8 protein-coding genes are annotated in these 15,711 nt (G+C 64.0%); all 8 read right to left on the reverse strand.

What is annotated here, in order from left to right; genetic code table 11:
* Window positions 1-1,937 (reverse strand): TonB-dependent receptor plug domain-containing protein (locus H6B30_RS15115; RefSeq protein ID WP_205112065.1); only part of this gene is annotated, 1,937 nt, incomplete at its 3' end.
* Window positions 1,938-2,108: 171 nt separating this feature from the next.
* Window positions 2,109-2,444 (reverse strand): hypothetical protein, encoded by a 336-nt coding sequence (locus H6B30_RS15120; RefSeq protein WP_205112067.1) that lies wholly within the window; start codon window positions 2,442-2,444, stop codon window positions 2,109-2,111.
* Between the two features lie 613 nt (window positions 2,445-3,057).
* Entirely contained in the window at window positions 3,058-4,395 is a 1,338-nt protein-coding gene (locus H6B30_RS15125; RefSeq protein WP_205112069.1) for a leucine-rich repeat domain-containing protein, read from the reverse strand.
* A 52-nt stretch (window positions 4,396-4,447) separates the two neighbouring features.
* Window positions 4,448-6,991 (reverse strand): M6 family metalloprotease domain-containing protein, encoded by a 2,544-nt coding sequence (locus H6B30_RS15130; protein ID WP_205112071.1) that lies wholly within the window; start codon window positions 6,989-6,991, stop codon window positions 4,448-4,450.
* Window positions 6,992-7,029: 38 nt separating this feature from the next.
* The gene (locus H6B30_RS15135; RefSeq protein WP_205112073.1) at window positions 7,030-7,968 is read right to left on the reverse strand and encodes a hypothetical protein; all 939 of its coding nucleotides are present in this window, start codon (window positions 7,966-7,968) and stop codon (window positions 7,030-7,032) included.
* Between the two features lie 103 nt (window positions 7,969-8,071).
* Window positions 8,072-9,823 (reverse strand): RagB/SusD family nutrient uptake outer membrane protein, encoded by a 1,752-nt coding sequence (locus H6B30_RS15140; protein WP_205112075.1) that lies wholly within the window; start codon window positions 9,821-9,823, stop codon window positions 8,072-8,074.
* A gap of 42 nt (window positions 9,824-9,865) precedes the next feature.
* On the reverse strand, window positions 9,866-12,955 hold the full coding sequence (locus H6B30_RS15145; protein ID WP_205112077.1) for a SusC/RagA family TonB-linked outer membrane protein: 3,090 nt from the start codon (window positions 12,953-12,955) through the stop codon (window positions 9,866-9,868).
* Window positions 12,956-12,975: 20 nt separating this feature from the next.
* Complete coding sequence (locus H6B30_RS15150; protein WP_239484159.1) at window positions 12,976-15,516, reverse strand: zinc-dependent metalloprotease; 2,541 nt, start codon at window positions 15,514-15,516, stop codon at window positions 12,976-12,978.
* Window positions 15,517-15,711 lie beyond the last annotated feature (195 nt).

Consider the following 15,711-nt stretch of genomic DNA (forward strand, 5'->3'; position numbering starts at 1 on the left):
CCGCCCGCCCGGCGGCCCCCGGCCCACATGAAGCGCAGGCCGCAGCTAACCCGCCACGGGGCCGAGAATGGCAGCGTGTAGCCCTTCTTGTCGCCCGAGAGCTGGCTGGCCCACAGATACTCGCCGCCGGCGCCGAGCTCAAGCCAGTCAACCAGGCGCCACGACAGCGAGGCCTCGCCGCCCCAGCGCAGCACGCGGCCCTGGGTGTAGCGGTAGAGCTGCAGGCCCTCAAGGTATTCGGGCGTGGGGTTGAGGCAGATGTAGTTGGGAAAGTAGTTGACGTATGGCGTGAGCGAGGCCTCGACGCCCCTGTGGGCATAGACCACCCCGGCGTCGGCCTGGTAAGACACCTCGGGGGCGAGCGAGGCGTTGCCCCGCTCATAGCGGAAGATGCTGTAGTTGACGCCGTCGGTGCCCAGCTCCTTGGCTATGGGCATGCGGAAGCCCTTGCCGGCGTTGGCCTTGAGCACAAGGCGGCCCAGCCTGCGGTTGACGCCCACCGACCACGTGACGGCCGAAAACCAACGGTTGAGCCCGGCCGAGCGCTCCATGAAAACCGAGTCGGACCCGTCGACGGGCGTCTTGTACCAGTCGCGGTAACTGTGTATGCCCACCGAGCCGCAGTCGAAGCGCACGCCCGCGCTCAATATGAGGTCGGTGCCCAGCACCAGGCGCCCGGCCACAAACGCCCCGAAGCCCAGTTGCTCGAAGTCGGGCAGTATGAAGCCCCAGCCGCCGCGCCGGTTGACCTGGCGCTCGATGGCGGCCCCCGCCCTCACGGCACACATGCCCACCTGCTGGCGCACCGTGGCCGTGGCGGTGAGCGTGTGCTTGTCGAAGCTGCGCTCGAGCGTGCCGGGCGGCTTGGGCATGTAGCCGTGCGACACGGGCTCGGAGCGCTCACGCCGGCTGTTGGCCTGCCACCCGAGGCAGGCCTCGGCGCCGCCCCCGGCCCAGCTGCGCCCGGCGCGTGCCGTGGCCGAGAGGTGCAGGGCCGTCTGTGAGGGCAGGTCAATGTCGCGGCGCGAGCTGTCGTAGTCGATGTCAGACAGCATCACCTCCAGCCCGTGGGCGTTGGCGAAGTAGCCGCTGCGGGTGCTGACGGCGGCCACGCGCACAAAGGCCCGCCACGGCCCCGACTCGAAGCCCGCGGCCAGGCTGGCGTCGGCCTCGCGGCCGGCAGTGTTGCGCAGCCGGCGGCGGTGAAGCCTGATGTAGTATGAGTGATACCTGATGCTGTCGGCCGGTATGCCATAGTCGGCGTAGCTCACGAGGGTGGCGTCGGCCTTGTACCAGAGGCGGCGGCCGCGGCCCTCGACCCTGAGCGACGTGCCCACCGACTCGTTGTTCGTGCGGGCGAAGAGCCTGAGCCGCCCGCCGAAACGCGACTGCGGGGGCGCGTCGCTGTGCAGGTCTATCACACCGCCAATGGCGTCGGAGCCGTAGGCAAGGGCGGCCGGGCCCTTTATCACCTCTACCCTGTCGACGGCATACTGGTCGGCCTCGAGCCCGTGGTCGTCGCCCCACTGCTGGCCCTCGTGCTTCATGCCGTTCTCGGCCACCACCACGCGGTTGAAGCCAAGGCCCCTGATCATGGGCTTCGAACTGCCCGAGCCTATCGACATGGCCCTCACGCCGGGCAGGCCCGACAGGCTCTGCATGAGCGAGCCGCCGAAGTTGTCTTCAATGTAACGGCTGTCGGCACCGACGGTGTTGAGCGCCGAGCGCATCTGCACGCCGGTGGCACCTGTGCTGCCGCCTACCACCACTTCACCCAGGGTTACGCTGCGATCCACCGAAGGCTCGCCGACACTGTCGGCAACCACGGCCACGGCACCGCCACGCACCGCCGCAGGGGCCGGCATTCCGGCCGGGCACAGCGCACGGCATGGCAGGATGAAGAAGGGAAGCGCAGCCATTGCTATCTTCCTTTCCATCTTGATGAAATTAAAATGTGTTACGGATTGGGGGGCGGCCGTCAACGCCGGGCGGGGCAAGGGGCCACCGCCAAGGCAATCAGCACCGGCACCGCCAAAGGCGGCAACGGCCATGGGTGCGGCAAGAAATGGCAACCATGGCGCTCGGGGCCGGCCGGGCCGCAAGGCTGATTAGCCGAGAAGGCCCGACGGAGGGGCACGCAGCGAGGCCGCGAGCACGCCGGCTTTCACCACGCCCGCACAAGGAGGGGCAACGAAGAAAGCCACGAGCCGGGCACAGAACGAAACGCGAAGCACGGGGGCCTCGACGAATGGAGACACGAAGAAATGGCAGATGGGGCATGAATCTGACTGCGACACGCTCTGGCCCGCGCCAGCGGGAGCGGCCTGCATGGCCACGACACCCTTCCTAACGTGGAGGTGGGTGGCCTTCACGATGCACATCGGCATGAGTGTAAACAACAGCACCCACGCGAGAATTATCCTATTTCTTCTCCTCCGTCTCATTATATTAATATCAGCAAAGATAGTAAATTTTGGCGTAACTCAATGCGCCGCGGCCACTATATTTTCTGTTTTTTTTAGTCCTCTGTCCTATTTGCAACAGCGGCAAAACTGTTTGTAACATATTGCCAAAAAACAGTGCCGGGGCAACGCCCCTGTGGCGGCAAAGCCCCGGGGCAGCGGGCGCCTACGAGGGCGCACGGGCCGCAAGGCAGGCGTTGGCCTGCCACGCCATTCACGCAGCGCTTTCACGGCGCCACCGGCACAGCCAGGACGGAACCCGACCCGACGGCCGGCCTGACTAAAAAGCAACACCCCCCGCAGGCGGGAAGCCTGCAGGGGGCTGGAATGCGGGCAACGGCGAGCGTGACTCACCGGGCCCGACGGGCAGCTGAGCCGTTGGCCCGGAGGCCGGGGTCGGCGAGCCCCGGACCGGGCGGCGCGGCCTGCGCCACCACTGCCTGCCCATCGTTGCGCCATGCGCCAAAGTAAATGTCGAAGCCCGGCAACCGGTTGCGAACCCGGCACCTGTGCGAACTGTATTTAAGGGTTATGATCATTTATAACGCAAACAAGGCTTGGCAATTGCTCCTGATGACGATGGGCACATGCAAGATTATTTCACAACAATCTTTTTTCCGTTGCTTATATATATGCCTTTGGGCAACCTTGCGGGCTCGCTGCCCATGGACACGCCCTGCAGGCTGAACACCTCACGGGGCGTGGCGCCCGCTACGGCCGGCTTGCAGATGGCTGTGGCCACGGCAACGCCAAACGGGGTGGTGACAGCCGGGGCGGCCACCGTGGCCGGGAACGCCTGGGTAGACATGCGCACCACCACGCTGTCGAACGCCCGGCTGAAGGTTATCACGCCGTTGTCGATGGTGTAGTCGGTGCCCTCGGCCAGTTCGGCGGGCTCGTCGCCCATGGCCACCACGATGAACGACGTGGGCTGCGGCCCGTCGGCAAGCCCCGTCAGAGTGGCCTGGGCCGACAGGTCGAGCTGACCGTCGACGGTGGCAGGCACGGCCACGGTCTGCCCGCCGTAGGTGTAGCGGTATGGCGTGTTCTCGGGCACGGGCAGCCTGTCGAGCGCAAAGCAGTTGCGGTCGATGTTCACAATGCGCGGAAACTCGCTCCACTTCAGCTCGGTGAGCTTGTTGTCGGTTGCCGACAGGCTTCCCTTGTTTGACAGCCCGAGGCCCGTGAGGCGGGTGATGTCGAGTGCCGTCAGGCTGTTCTTGCTGAGCGAGAGGGTCTTGAGCTCGGTGTTGTCGCCGCTCACAAACTCCGTCAGGCCGCAGCCCACGGCATACAGGCTCTTGAGCTTTGGCATGCCCGAAATGTCGAGCCGCCCGAGCGGGTTGCCGTTGAGCTGCAGGTATTCCACCTTCGGCTCGTCGGGCAGCGCTATGCTTGACACACTGTTGTTGATGAGCTCAATCCTCACTATGTCGGGGTTGGCGCTGAAGTCGGCCTGCGTGAGCCTGTTGTTTGTCAGCGACACCCGCTCGAGCCTGGGGTTGCGCGAGAAGTCAACGGCCTCTATGTCGTTTGAGGCTGCCGTCAGGTCAATCAGCTCGGGGGCGTTGGTCACGTCTATCTCGGTCACCTTCTCTTCGTCGAGCTTGGCGTTGAGCGTGATGTCGAGGCTGGCAATGTCGGGCCCGAAGAGCCTCACCACGCCCGTGCCCACGGGCTTTCCCTGCAGGCTGGTGGGCACCCCGTAGATGTCGTAGACGGCTATCTCGACGTCGCTTTCCACTATGTTGCCGTCGCCCCAGTCTATCCTGATCTTGGCGGGGGCAGCCCCCGGCTTGAGGGCTACGGCAAACGACTTTGTCTTGCCTTCTGCCACGGGTATCTTGAACGATACCGTGGGCTTTTCATCCTGCGCCGTGGCACCTATGAGCGCGGCCATGGCAAGCAGTGCTGTCATGCATATCTTTTTCATTCTTTGCTGTTTTTTGATTTCTGTTGTTGTTTGTTGGGTTAAACCATGGGGGCTAACGGGCCGGCAGGCACTTGCGCGTAATCTGCCGTCCGCCCACCACCATCCTCACTATCAGGGGCATGGGGCCGGGCAGCCACAGGGTGGCCCTGCCATTGCACCGCGCCACCCGGCCCACAGGCCTGCCGTCGGCGGTATATGCCTCCACGGCCGTGAGCCCTGGCGCGCTCACGGTGAGCACGCCGCCACGCCAATCCACCACCGGCCCGGGCCCGGCTTGGGCTGCAGCCACGGCCGTGGCCACGTCGAAGGCCGCGGGGTCGGAGGGCATTGTCTCACCGAACGAGCCGCGGGCCGTCACCCGGTATGTGTTGGTGCCGTCGGCGGGGTGCGCGTCGACAAACGAGGTTGTGGCCGACGTGCCTATGAGCGTGCCGTCGCGGTAGATGTTGTAGCCCTCAACCATGCTGCCGGCGGCCTCGGGGTAGACGGCCACGTCGTCGATGGTCCACCAGTAGGCCAGGCCCTCGCTCTCGTCCCATGCGTGGAAGCGTATCTTCATGTTGTCGCTGCGGTAGGGGCCGAGGTCGACGGTTATCTGCTCATACCTGTTTTTGGCCTTGCCCTCCTTTATCAGGTCGAAGGCGGTGTGCCATGTCTGCCCGCCGTCGGCGCTGGCCTCGACCACATAGTGGTATACGGGCGAAATGCTGCCCGGCGCGGTAGACTTAGACCAGAACGTGAGCCACGAGCCGCCGGCAAAAGATGGCGAGGTGAGCCGCTGGTCTTCGCTGACGGGGTCCCAGCCGTAGTTGAGCCACACGGAGCGCGTGCCCCCGTGGGCCTTTGTCCACGAGTGCTTGCCGCTCTGCTGGCGCTGCCACCCGCGGTCGTCGCTGTTTTCAATGAGCCACCCGTCGAGGCTGTCGTCGCCCTCGAAGTCGTTGGCCAACAGGGGCGCGCCCTCAAGAGGCGCCCGCCACACGAGCTCCACGCCCTGCCCCGCCGGCCTGGCCTCGAGCCCCGTGGGGGCCTGGATGAGGTTTGACGGCTGCCGGATGGTGATGGTGTCGGCCTGGGTGGCGTCGTCGGTGCCCACAAACACGAGGTCGGCCGAGCGCTCCCGGGCCGTCACGTTGGCCGTGGCGGCAGTGACGGTGATGGTGGCTGTGCCTGCGGGGCCTTCGCCCGGGGTCACGGTGAGCCACGAGGGGGCCTCGGCGAGCCGCCACGGCTGGTCGGCCTGCAGCTCAAACGACGCCGTGCTGCCGGCCTGCGCCGACACGTCGAGGCTGCCACGGGCCACATACACCCGCTTGGCGGCCTCGAGCAGCCTGAAGCTGATGGTGGGGCCGCAGGGCCCTATCTGGTCGATGGCGAAGTTGGCCCTTTCGCCGTTGCTGTAGAACGGGGCGAAAGAGGGGTCGATGCCGAACGAGCTGCGCCCGTAGTCGCTGCTCAGGGCGGCGTCGGCGATGGCTCCGTCGGCCGTGGTGGTACCTCCGGGGCGGAACACGTAGGTCTCGTCGAGGCGCGTGGTGCCGTTGTAGTTGACGTTGCCGCCGGTGTAGGCGGGGTTGATGCGGTAGACGATGAGCCCCGACCGGGGTATGCTGCCGTCGTAGCCCTCGCGCCTGCGGTATTCCACCACGAAGTACTCGTCGCTGCCGGTGGGCTTTATCCTGTAGGCCACGTTGCCGCTGCCGTCGCCCCCCACGGGGTGCAGCGTGTATGTGCCTGGCTGCGATATCTCGGGTATGTCGTCAATCCAGCGGCAGTAGCGCCACTTGGTGTAGGCCAGCATCTGCTGCGGACTGTCCTGGTTGTCGGCCATGAGGTCCCACACGCCCACTGGCGACAGCCTGTCGGCGGCGTGGTACAGGTCGTAGGTGCCGAGCGAGTGAGACATCTCGTGGCACAGCACTCCGGTGGTGATGGGCAGGTCGCGCATGATGTCAAACCCGTTTGAGCGGTCGAACACCATGATGAAGCTCACCATCTTCTTGCCGTGTATGGTGACGGCCTTGTCGGCCGAGGCTATGAGGTCGGAGCGGTGGGGCCACAGCTTGTAGCGGCTGCTGACGTCGCTCGCCCCGGCAAAGACGAGGGTGACGTTGTCCACGAAGCCGTCGCCGTCGGCATCGATGCTCACGTCGGCCGGCACATTGCTGTCGAGCCACTGCCCTATCTCCTTGGCCAAGGCCTGCTCGCGCGCGGCGGCCTCAACATCGTCGCTGTATCCCAGCGTGTTGATTTCGCCCTTGGGCTGGTAGTAGCCCTTGGGCATGGCGGTGCGGTAGAAGCGTAGGCTGCCGCCGGCGGGCGCGGGGCAGAACGACGACGTCCACGACAGGCTGCCGTAGGAGGAGTGCCTGAAGTAGGCGTAGACGGAGTTTGCCCCTGGCGCGGGGTCGTTGAACAGGCGCTCGTAAAACGCCATGTCGTGTACAAACGGCTCGGGCTCTTCGTCCTGGAAGGCCACAAACACCACCAGGTTGCTCATCTGCGGCCTCGACGCCGCCCTGAGCAGGAGCGGCCAGAGCGCGGCCACGAGCAGCGTGGCGGCTGCAATGCTGAAACGGTGTCGGTACATAGTCATTCGTTGTTGGCGGTTGTGCTGTGAATGGCCCGGCGGGGTCAGCGTATTACTACCTTGCGGCTCTTGTCGCCTGCCCTGACTATGTAGGCCCCGGCCGGCAGCGAGGCCAGCGACAGGGTGCGGGCAGCCTTGGCCGAGGCCACCACGGCGCCGGCGAGCGTGCACACGGATATGTCGCGGGGCTCGGTGAGCGTCACGGCGCGGCGGCTGATGTTGATGCCTAAGCCCGGGGCGGCCACCTCGTCGATGCCGAGCGTCGAGGGCTCGTAGGTGTAGATGCGCACGGCCTGCAGGTAGAGCGTGTCGCTGGCGCAGTTCTCCAGCAGCGCCACCATGGGCTGGCGGGTGTCAAACTTCAGGTCGTCGGAGCCGTTGGTGAGGTTCTGCAGGTCGTACCACTCCTTCATCCCGGGGCCGCTCAGCTTGCCGAACACCGTGGCGTACTTGGCGTTGACCACGCGATAGTCGGTGTAGGCCAGTCCGGCGTCGTCGGGGGTGGTGTTGGCCTTGAGCCTCACCTTGATGCTCGACTCCGATGCGAGCACCATGTCAAACTTCTTGCACGTGGGCAGGTAGAACATCACGCAGCCGCCGTTGAACGTCATGTTGGCCGAGCTGGGCTGGATGGCTATGCCGCCTGTGCGGGCGCCTTCGGAGCCGATGGTGCCGTCGGTGCCCACGCCCTCGAAGTCGGGCAGGGCGTAGCATTCGTCGTAAGGCGAATAGTTGGTGGTGCCGAGCTGCACCAGCTTGCCGCCAACCTGCCATGCGCCGTCTTCATTGTTGGCCGCGCCGACATAGCGGTCTATCTTGTCCTGGGTGTCAAACCACAGCCATCCGTCCTCGTCGCAGTCGGACGGCTGGAAGAGGTTGTCGGCCTGGGGTGAGAGTCTTGGCGGAAGGCCGTTGCCGCCATCCTGCGAATAAGCTGCGGCTGCAAGCGCGAGCGCAGCGATGATTGTGTAGGTTTTCTTCATGTCTTGTCGTTTAAAATTAAATGTATGTCTGTGTTGATTATTATGCCGATGCCTGGCCATGCGCCGGCGGCGGCCGTTCAGGCCGCCGCGCGGGCCACCCGCGTCAGAGCTCCACCCACTCGGGGTTCTGCTCTATGTGCTGGTAGCGCACCTCGTCCCACGGCAGCGGCCAGTAGAACTGCCTGGGCCTGAACACCCGCACCCGCTTGGGGTAGCGGTTGACGCGGCCGTAGGTGTAGCGCGTGGGCTTGCCCTCTTGCTCCACTATCTTCACGCCCATGAGCGGAGTGGTGCCACCGTTCATCTTGTCCATGGCCGTGCCCCAGCGGTACATGTCCCAGTAGACGGTCTCCTCGAAGGCCATCTCCACCCGGCGCTCGTTGGCATAGGCATCCCACGTGAGCGCGGCCAGCGGCGGCATCTTGGCCCTCTGGCGCACCTGGTTGACCTTTTGCAGGGCGGCGGAGGCGTTGCCAAGCCTAAGCTCTATCTCGGCATAGTCGAGCAGCAGCTCGGCGTAGCGCCAGATGATGTAGTTCTGGCTTGAGGCATAGGTGGGGTCGTTGTTTATCTCGGTGGCGGGGTTGACGAACTTGCCCATGTAGTAGCCCGTGACGGTGGCGGCCGCCGTCTCCGACGTGCCGTAGGGCTTGAGGTCGGCGCCGGGCACTTCCCTGCCGGCCTCGACCCTGTAGTGTATGTCCATGACGTGGCCCCGGTAGGTGCATCCGTCGTAGAGCACGTTGGCATAGAACCTGTAGTCGCGGTTGTCGTAGGGGCGTGCCGGGTCGGGCTGGCCCTGCCTCATGCCATACTCGTCGACATGGTTCTGCGTTGGCACGTAGGCGCAGTCGGTGCCGCCGAAGTATGGCGACGCCGCGTCGCGGTCGAGCTTGTGGCCCCACCCTGCCGCATAGTTGCCGTCGTTGTTGTGCTGCACCTCGAATATCGACTCGGCCGAGTTCTTGGTCAGGAATATCTTGCGGTACGAGTCTTTTATCTCGTCTTGCGTGCTGCCCTCAAGCGGCACGAGCGAATACAGGCCCAGGGCCGTCACCTCGTCGTAGGCGGCCTTGGCCTTGGCCAGCATCTCGCGGCTGCGGTCGCCCTTGAAGCCCAGCCATGCGGTGTCGCGCTCCTGGAACATGGGCGAGGCGGCCCACAGGTAGGTCTTGGCCTTGAGCATGAGCGCGGCCCCCTTGGTGGCCCGGCCCGCGTCGGCGCTCTCGTGCTGCCGCGGCAGCAGGCGGGCGGCCTCGTCGGCGTCGGCCACGATGAAGTCTACCATTTCGTCGTAGCTTGCGCGCGGGAAGCGTGCCGGGTCGTTCAGGGTGTTGTACTCGCGGTCTACGAGCAGCACGCCCCCGTAGCGCCTCAGCAGCAGGTAGTAATAGTATGCGCGCATGAAGTGGGCCTCGCCCAGCACGCGGTCGCGCGTCGGGGTGGTTATCTCGCTGGCGTGGTCGAGCAGCGTGTTGATGCTGCGCAGCTGGCCGTAGCATGCGTTCCAGTACTGGTAGGCCCGCTTGTATATCTCCTCGTCGCTGCTCTTGAGTATGTCGCCGTACGATGTGCTCGACCAAGTGGTCTTGCTCACCGTCATCTGGTCGGTGTACCACGCGGGGTAGTCGCGCCCCAGGCTCTTGACGAGCCCGTTGGTTGGCATGTATATCGAGAAGCCGTTGCTCATGTTGCGGTACCAGGAGTTCTCGTATTCGTCGAGCAGCAGGCGGTCGCCCCATACGTTCACTCCCGAAAGCTTGTCGATGGGGGCGTCGCTGAACAGGCCGTCGCATGACGTCGCCCCGAAGAGGACGCCCGCTGCCATGGCGGCTAAACAGATGTATCTTTTCATGTTGGGTTGTCTGGTTGGTGTGTCAATTGAGTTGATTTCGGCTCAGAAGCCGATGTTAAGGCTCATGCCGTAAGAGCGCTGTATGGGGTAGCCCCGTTGCGACTCGGGGTCCATCTCCTCCAGGTCGGTCCATGTGTGCAGGTTGCTGGCGGTGAGCGATATGCTGGCCGAGGCCATGCCTATGCGCCTGATGAGCTTCTCTGGGAAGTTGTAGCCTATGTTGATGTACTTCAGCCTTACAAAGTTGCAGTCTTTTATCCAGAATGTAGACTCCTTGCGGTTGTTGTCGTTGGCCGTGGCGAACTTCACCCTGGGGTAGGTTGCGCCGGGGTTGTCGGGCGTCCAGCTGTCTCTCATGTGGTAGTCCTGGAACTTTGGCAGGCTGTTGCTGTAGAGCGTGTAGTAGTCGGTGATGTTTGCCCTGTAGCCGGCCACGCCCTGGAACATCACGGAGAAGAAGAAACCCTTGTAGCCGGCCCCCAGGCGCAGGCTCCCGTTCATGTCGGGGTAGCTTGAGTTGTGCACGGCGATGCGGTCGAGGTCGGTTATCTTCTTGTCGCCGTTCTGGTCTTTGTACTTTATGTCACCGGGGGCCAGCGTGGCATTGCCCTGGCCGTCCTGGTCGACGTCGTATGCCGCCAGCTCCTCCTCCGACCTGAACAGGCCGTCGGCCTCGTACATGAACCACAGCAGGCTTCTCCTGCCCGTGCGCCTGCGGTTGGGCGCCACGGTGCTCTCGTCTCCGTAGTCGAGCACCTTGTCGGTGGTGTGCGACAGCGTCAGGGCTACGTCATACTTGAAGTCGCCGTAGCTGTTGCGGTGTGTCAGGGTGAGGTCCCAGCCCCATGCCTTCACCTTTCCGAAGTTGACGCTCGGCGTGAGTCCCTCCACTCCGGTCGACGGGGGGAAGGTGTAGCTCGGCGCCGCCGTTATCAGGTTGGTGCGGTAGCGCCAGTAGTGCTCGAAGGTTAGCCCAATGCGGTTGCCCCAGAAGCCCAGGTCGACGCCGATGTTGTAGTCGCGCGTCTTTCCCCACTGCAGGTCGGGGTTGGGGAAGCTCGACGTGTCGAGCGTTATGCCCTGCCTGAAGTTGCCTCCGATGTTGTAGCCGGCCCCGTTGGCATAGACATACTTCAGCAGGTAGCTGAAGTCGCCCACGGCACCGTCGTCGCCCAGCACGCCCGTCGATGCCCTCAGCTTGGCGTTGGAGAGCACGGCCTGGCGCCAGTCTTTGAAGAACTCCTCGTTGGAGAGCACCCACGATGCCGACACCGTGGGGAAGAAGCCCCAGCGGTGGTCGGGGGTGAACCTGGTGGAGCCGTCCAACCGGAAGCTGGCCTCGACGAAGTAGCGGTTGGCGTAGCCGTAGGTGGCCCTGCCTATGAGCGAGGCGCGCTCGCTGCGGCTCTCGGTGCCCACGATGCGTCCCGACGACGTGGTGCCGAGTATTTCGGGGTAGGCCCCCGACAGGTCTTGGTTCTCGGCCGTGAGGGCGTTGACCTCGTAGCTCTGGTAGTTGGCCACGAGCGTCAGGCCCACGTCGTGCTTGCCGGCAAACGTGCCCTGGTAGCTGGCCCCCACCTCATACAGGTAGTTGTCGATGCCCCTGTCGGCCTGCTGCATCGATATCTTTGCCCGGGGGTACTCGGTGTTGGGGTCTACGGAGTACTCGCCGGCCTCGGCGTCGTAGAGGTAGAGCGCCGTGGGCTTGGCAAACGACTTGTCGCGGAAGTGGTTGTCGTCGAGCGTGAAGCGCATGTATGCCGACAGGCCCTTGAGGAACGGCGCCTCGTAGCGCAGCGTGGCCGAGAGCTGGTGGAAGCGCGCCGCGTCGTCGTAATAGCCCCCGATGCCGTAGATGGGTATTAGCGGGTTGGCGCCGTTGATGCTTGCCAGGTCGCCGTTGGTGAACCGCAGCGGCTGCAACGGCGAGAAGCTGTAGGCGTTGGTTATGGTCGCGGAGCTCGTGTTGTGGTTGTTCGATCGGTTGCCCGTCATGTCGAGGGCCACCTTGAAGCCCGCTCCGAGCTCGGCGTCGAGCTTTGCCGAGTAGTTGAAGCGCTTGCGCCTCACGCCGCTGTACAGTCCCTGGTTGAATGTGTAGCCAAACGAGATGTAGTAGCTCACGGCCTTGCCCCCTCCGCTTACCGAGGCGGTGTGCATGGTCGAGTATCCCGTCTTGTCGAGGTAGTCAAGCAGGTCGTCGTCGCCGTAGACGTTGGGCATGTCGTGGCGGCGTATGGCCTCGAGCTGCTCGTCGGTGTACTTCTTGTATGTTGTTGCCGGCGAGTTGTCTACGGCCCTGTTGTAGAGCTGCGCAAACTCGTATGCCGGCAGGAAGTGCGGCAGCTGCGTGGCCTGCTGCACGTTCACCTGCCCCGAGTAGTTCACGCGGAGCTTCTGCGAGCCCTTGCCGCGCTTGGTCTGCACGAGTATCACGCCGTTGGCGGCCCTGGCCCCGTAGACGGCCGCGGCGGCGGCATCCTTGAGCACCGAGATGCTCTCGATGTCGTCGGGGTTGAGGTCTGACAGCCTCATCTCGCCCCCCGAGGTGTTGGTGCCGAAGCGCGGTATGCCGTCGACCACGAGCAGCGGCGGGTCGTAGATGCCTCGTATGCGCACGGTGGCCTCGCGCGACGACGACGGGTCGCCCGTCGACGACATCACCGACAGGCCCGCCGTCTGCCCGGCCAGGGCCTGGTCGAGGTTGACGGCCGGCATCTGCTTTATCACGTCGGCCTTGATCACCTCGACAGAGCTTGTCAGCGCCGTCTTCTTCTGCGTGCCGTAGCCCACCACCACAACCTCGTTGAGCGCGGCGGCGTCTTCCTGCATCACTATGGTCAGCGGCCTTGCGCCGGCCGCCTTGGCGTCTTGTGCCACAAAGCCCATTGAGCTCACGGTTATCGTGCCGCCCTTGGGCATCTTTGACTGTGCTATTGAAAACTTGCCGTCGATGTCGGTCACGGCGAGCGTGGCCCCGGTGTCCTTGGCCCTTATGATGGCTCCTACGAGCGGTTCGCCCTGCTGGCTGACCACCGTTCCGGCCACAGTGCCCGCCGGGCGGCTTTGCGCGTGGGCTGCAGCCATGCCGATGACGGCCATGAGCAGTGATATGAGTGTCTTTCGCATATTGTTTTGTTGCTTTGGTTTTACTTAGTCAGTGCGTTCTGCATGAGCAGCAGCTCGTATTCGTAGAAGCTCCTGTCGGTGCCCGCGGCCGTGGCTGCCCTCTGGCGGAACAGGCTCATCACCTGCTTCATGGCCGAGTGCATGAGCACGGAATACTCGGTGTCGGATAGCGTGGGCAGCCCGAAGTTGATGCGCGCAAACCCGTCGGCGGCGGCGTCGGCGGCCAGGGCGGCTGTCGCGGCGGCCTTCTTCCTGTCTACGCTGCAGGCTTTCACCATCACGCCGATGGCCTCGGCCATGATTTTCCTGTCGGCCTCGGTGAGGCGGCCGCCCCTGTAGGCCGGCATGAACAGCTCGCGCCGCGCGTCGTCAAGGTAGGCCTCGGGGCTGTAGTTGCCCACGGGGTCGTATATTCCGCCCTCCTTCACGCGGTAGAGCACGCCGTTGCTGAGCATGGTGCGCACCACCGAGGCCATTATCTTGTCGTTGTCGCTGAGGTAGGCGTATTCAAAGTTGGCTATCAGCCCCTTCGGCGTGAGCCATGTGCCGTAGGTGCGCATCTGGCCAGCCAGCCACCTCATGGCCTGGCGCTGCCTGGCCCGCGGCACGTAGGTGCGCCCGGCCTTGCCGTCGCCCTGCCTCACCTCGTCGTAAACGATGCCGCCCAGGTATGGCAGCACGTGGTTGACGTGCCTCCTGTACTGCGCCACCACCTGCCCGTACATCTCTTCCATGTCGTCGTAGCGCGCGCCGGGCTCCCTTGTCCACTCGTCGAGGTGGGCCATTATTATCTTCAGGTTGCTTATGGCATAGTCGCCGGCCTTGATGTGGTCGTCGCCCAGGTCTTCGGTCTGGTCGGTGGGGTCGACGGTGCCCATGAGCTGCTGCGCCCCGAACCTGTACATCGGGTCGCCGGCCCTGCGGGCAATCCAAGCGTCGAGCGTGTCTTTCTCCTGCCGCGGCGCCAGGCCCCCGGGTATGATGCGGTAGCCCCAGTTGATGGCGTAGCTGTCGTATACGCCGAGCACCGGCGGGGTGAGCCTCACGCCCCGCTCCAAGTCGCCGGGCTGTGCTATGTAGTTGTTGCGGGCGTAGTCCATGATGCTGGGCGTGGTGCCGTAGCGCCGGGTGAAGGAAGGGCTGCGCAGCGAGTCTACCGGGAAGGCGAAGCTGGCGCCCATGTTGTGCATCAGTCCCAGCGTGTGGCCTATCTCGTGGGATGCCACGTAGCGCATGCTCTCCCACATCAGGCTGTCGGCAAACACCTTGGTGCGCACGCGGCTGTCTACGGCCGCCGTCTGCACGAAGCGCCAGTCGTGGAGCAGGCTCACCACGTTGTGGTACCATATCACCTCGGCGTTGAGTATCTCGCCCGTGCGCGGGTCGACGTGGCTCGGGCCCATGGCGTTGGCCGTGCGCGTGGCGGCATACTTCACGCAGTTGTAGCCCATGTTGTCGGGGTCGAAGTCGGGGTCTTCGGCGGGCGTGGGGTAGTCGCGGGCCACCATCACGTTCTTGAAGCCCGCGGCCTCGAACGCCGCGTTCCAGTCGAGTATGCCCTGCTTCACGGCGCTCCGCCACTTGGGCGGGAAGGCCGAATCTACGTAGAACACTATCTTGCGCTTGGGCTCAACCAGCTCGCCCCTGAGGTAGCGCGCCATGTCGGCGCTGTCGGGCTCAATCCTCCATCGGTGTATCACCGGCTGCTTTGTCACGCGGTCTTCGTCCGACGAGTATACGTTGCGCTCGGTGTAGAAGTAGCCCACACGGTTGTCTTGCAGGCGCAGCGGCATGGGGTTGTCGGGCAGCAGCGCCAGCGAGCGGTGCACCACCACGCTGTAGGGCTTGCCCAGCGGCTGGGTGGTGAACGACATGAGCGTCTCTATCTCTATGTTGCGGGCAAACGCCTTGACCGACTGTATGTTCGAGGCGTCGGCCACGAACGTGCCCTTCAGGTTGTCCTTGCCCCCGAGCAGCTTGCCCAGCGGACTGCTGTCCTTGATGGGGCTTATCGACTTCTCGTTGGCCCCGAAAAACGCCGTGACGTCTATCACCACGCTGCCGCCGTTGGTGGCCTCTATCTTGAACCCCTTGAACACGGGGTTCACGAAGTTGTTGCCGAACGACGCGGCTATGGGGTCGGACGGACCGACCACGCTCCCGTCCTGCACCTCGGTGAGATACACCTTCTGGGCGTCTTTGGCCAGCATGAGCAGGAAGGGCCCGTTGATGGCCTGGCCGGCCACGAAGTCGTGGGTGTCGCTCGTGCGGGCTACGCGGTTGGTAAGCAGCAGGTGCTTGCCGAAAAGCGAGTCGGGTATCTCGAAGTAAACCTTGTTTTGCTTTTTGTTGTGTATTACGGTGAAGAGCCCTGCGGTCTTAGTGGCGTTTTTCACCAGCTTGCCGTAGGCCGTGTCGGCCGTGTCTTTTTTCAGGGCCAGCACCGCGGCGGCGGCCTTCTTCTTGCCACGGGCCTGGAGGCCCGTGCCGGCCGGCGCAGCCAGCAGGAGCGTTGCGGCCAACAGGGCCGGCAGCATTTCGTTTCGTGAAGCTCGGAGCATATCTGTTTTTATATAAATTTACAATTTTCGCAAATTTAAACCTTTTATCCCAAAATAAAAGCCGCAGGTCGGCAAAAACCAGCCCAACGTAACATGTCAACCAATAATACAGAATTATTGCACACTTCTGCCACCTTTTATTTATCAACATGACACTCATGTGCACTGCCCAGTGCCTGTCTCTTATACACATCT

Origin of the sequence: Marseilla massiliensis, from assembly GCF_016899955.1 — a bacterium.
Taxonomy (GTDB): domain Bacteria; phylum Bacteroidota; class Bacteroidia; order Bacteroidales; family Bacteroidaceae; genus Prevotella; species Prevotella intestinigallinarum.

Coding starts and splice junctions, on each gene's coding strand:
- H6B30_RS15145 (WP_205112077.1), bottom strand. CDS start 12,955: ATGCGAAAGACACTCATATCACTGCTCATGGCCGTCATCGGCATGGCT.
- H6B30_RS15125 (WP_205112069.1), bottom strand. CDS start 4,395: ATGAAAAAGATATGCATGACAGCACTGCTTGCCATGGCCGCGCTCATA.
- H6B30_RS15140 (WP_205112075.1), bottom strand. CDS start 9,823: ATGAAAAGATACATCTGTTTAGCCGCCATGGCAGCGGGCGTCCTCTTC.
- H6B30_RS15120 (WP_205112067.1), bottom strand. CDS start 2,444: ATGAGACGGAGGAGAAGAAATAGGATAATTCTCGCGTGGGTGCTGTTG.
- H6B30_RS15150 (WP_239484159.1), bottom strand. CDS start 15,516: ATGCTCCGAGCTTCACGAAACGAAATGCTGCCGGCCCTGTTGGCCGCA.
- H6B30_RS15135 (WP_205112073.1), bottom strand. CDS start 7,968: ATGAAGAAAACCTACACAATCATCGCTGCGCTCGCGCTTGCAGCCGCA.
- H6B30_RS15130 (WP_205112071.1), bottom strand. CDS start 6,991: ATGACTATGTACCGACACCGTTTCAGCATTGCAGCCGCCACGCTGCTC.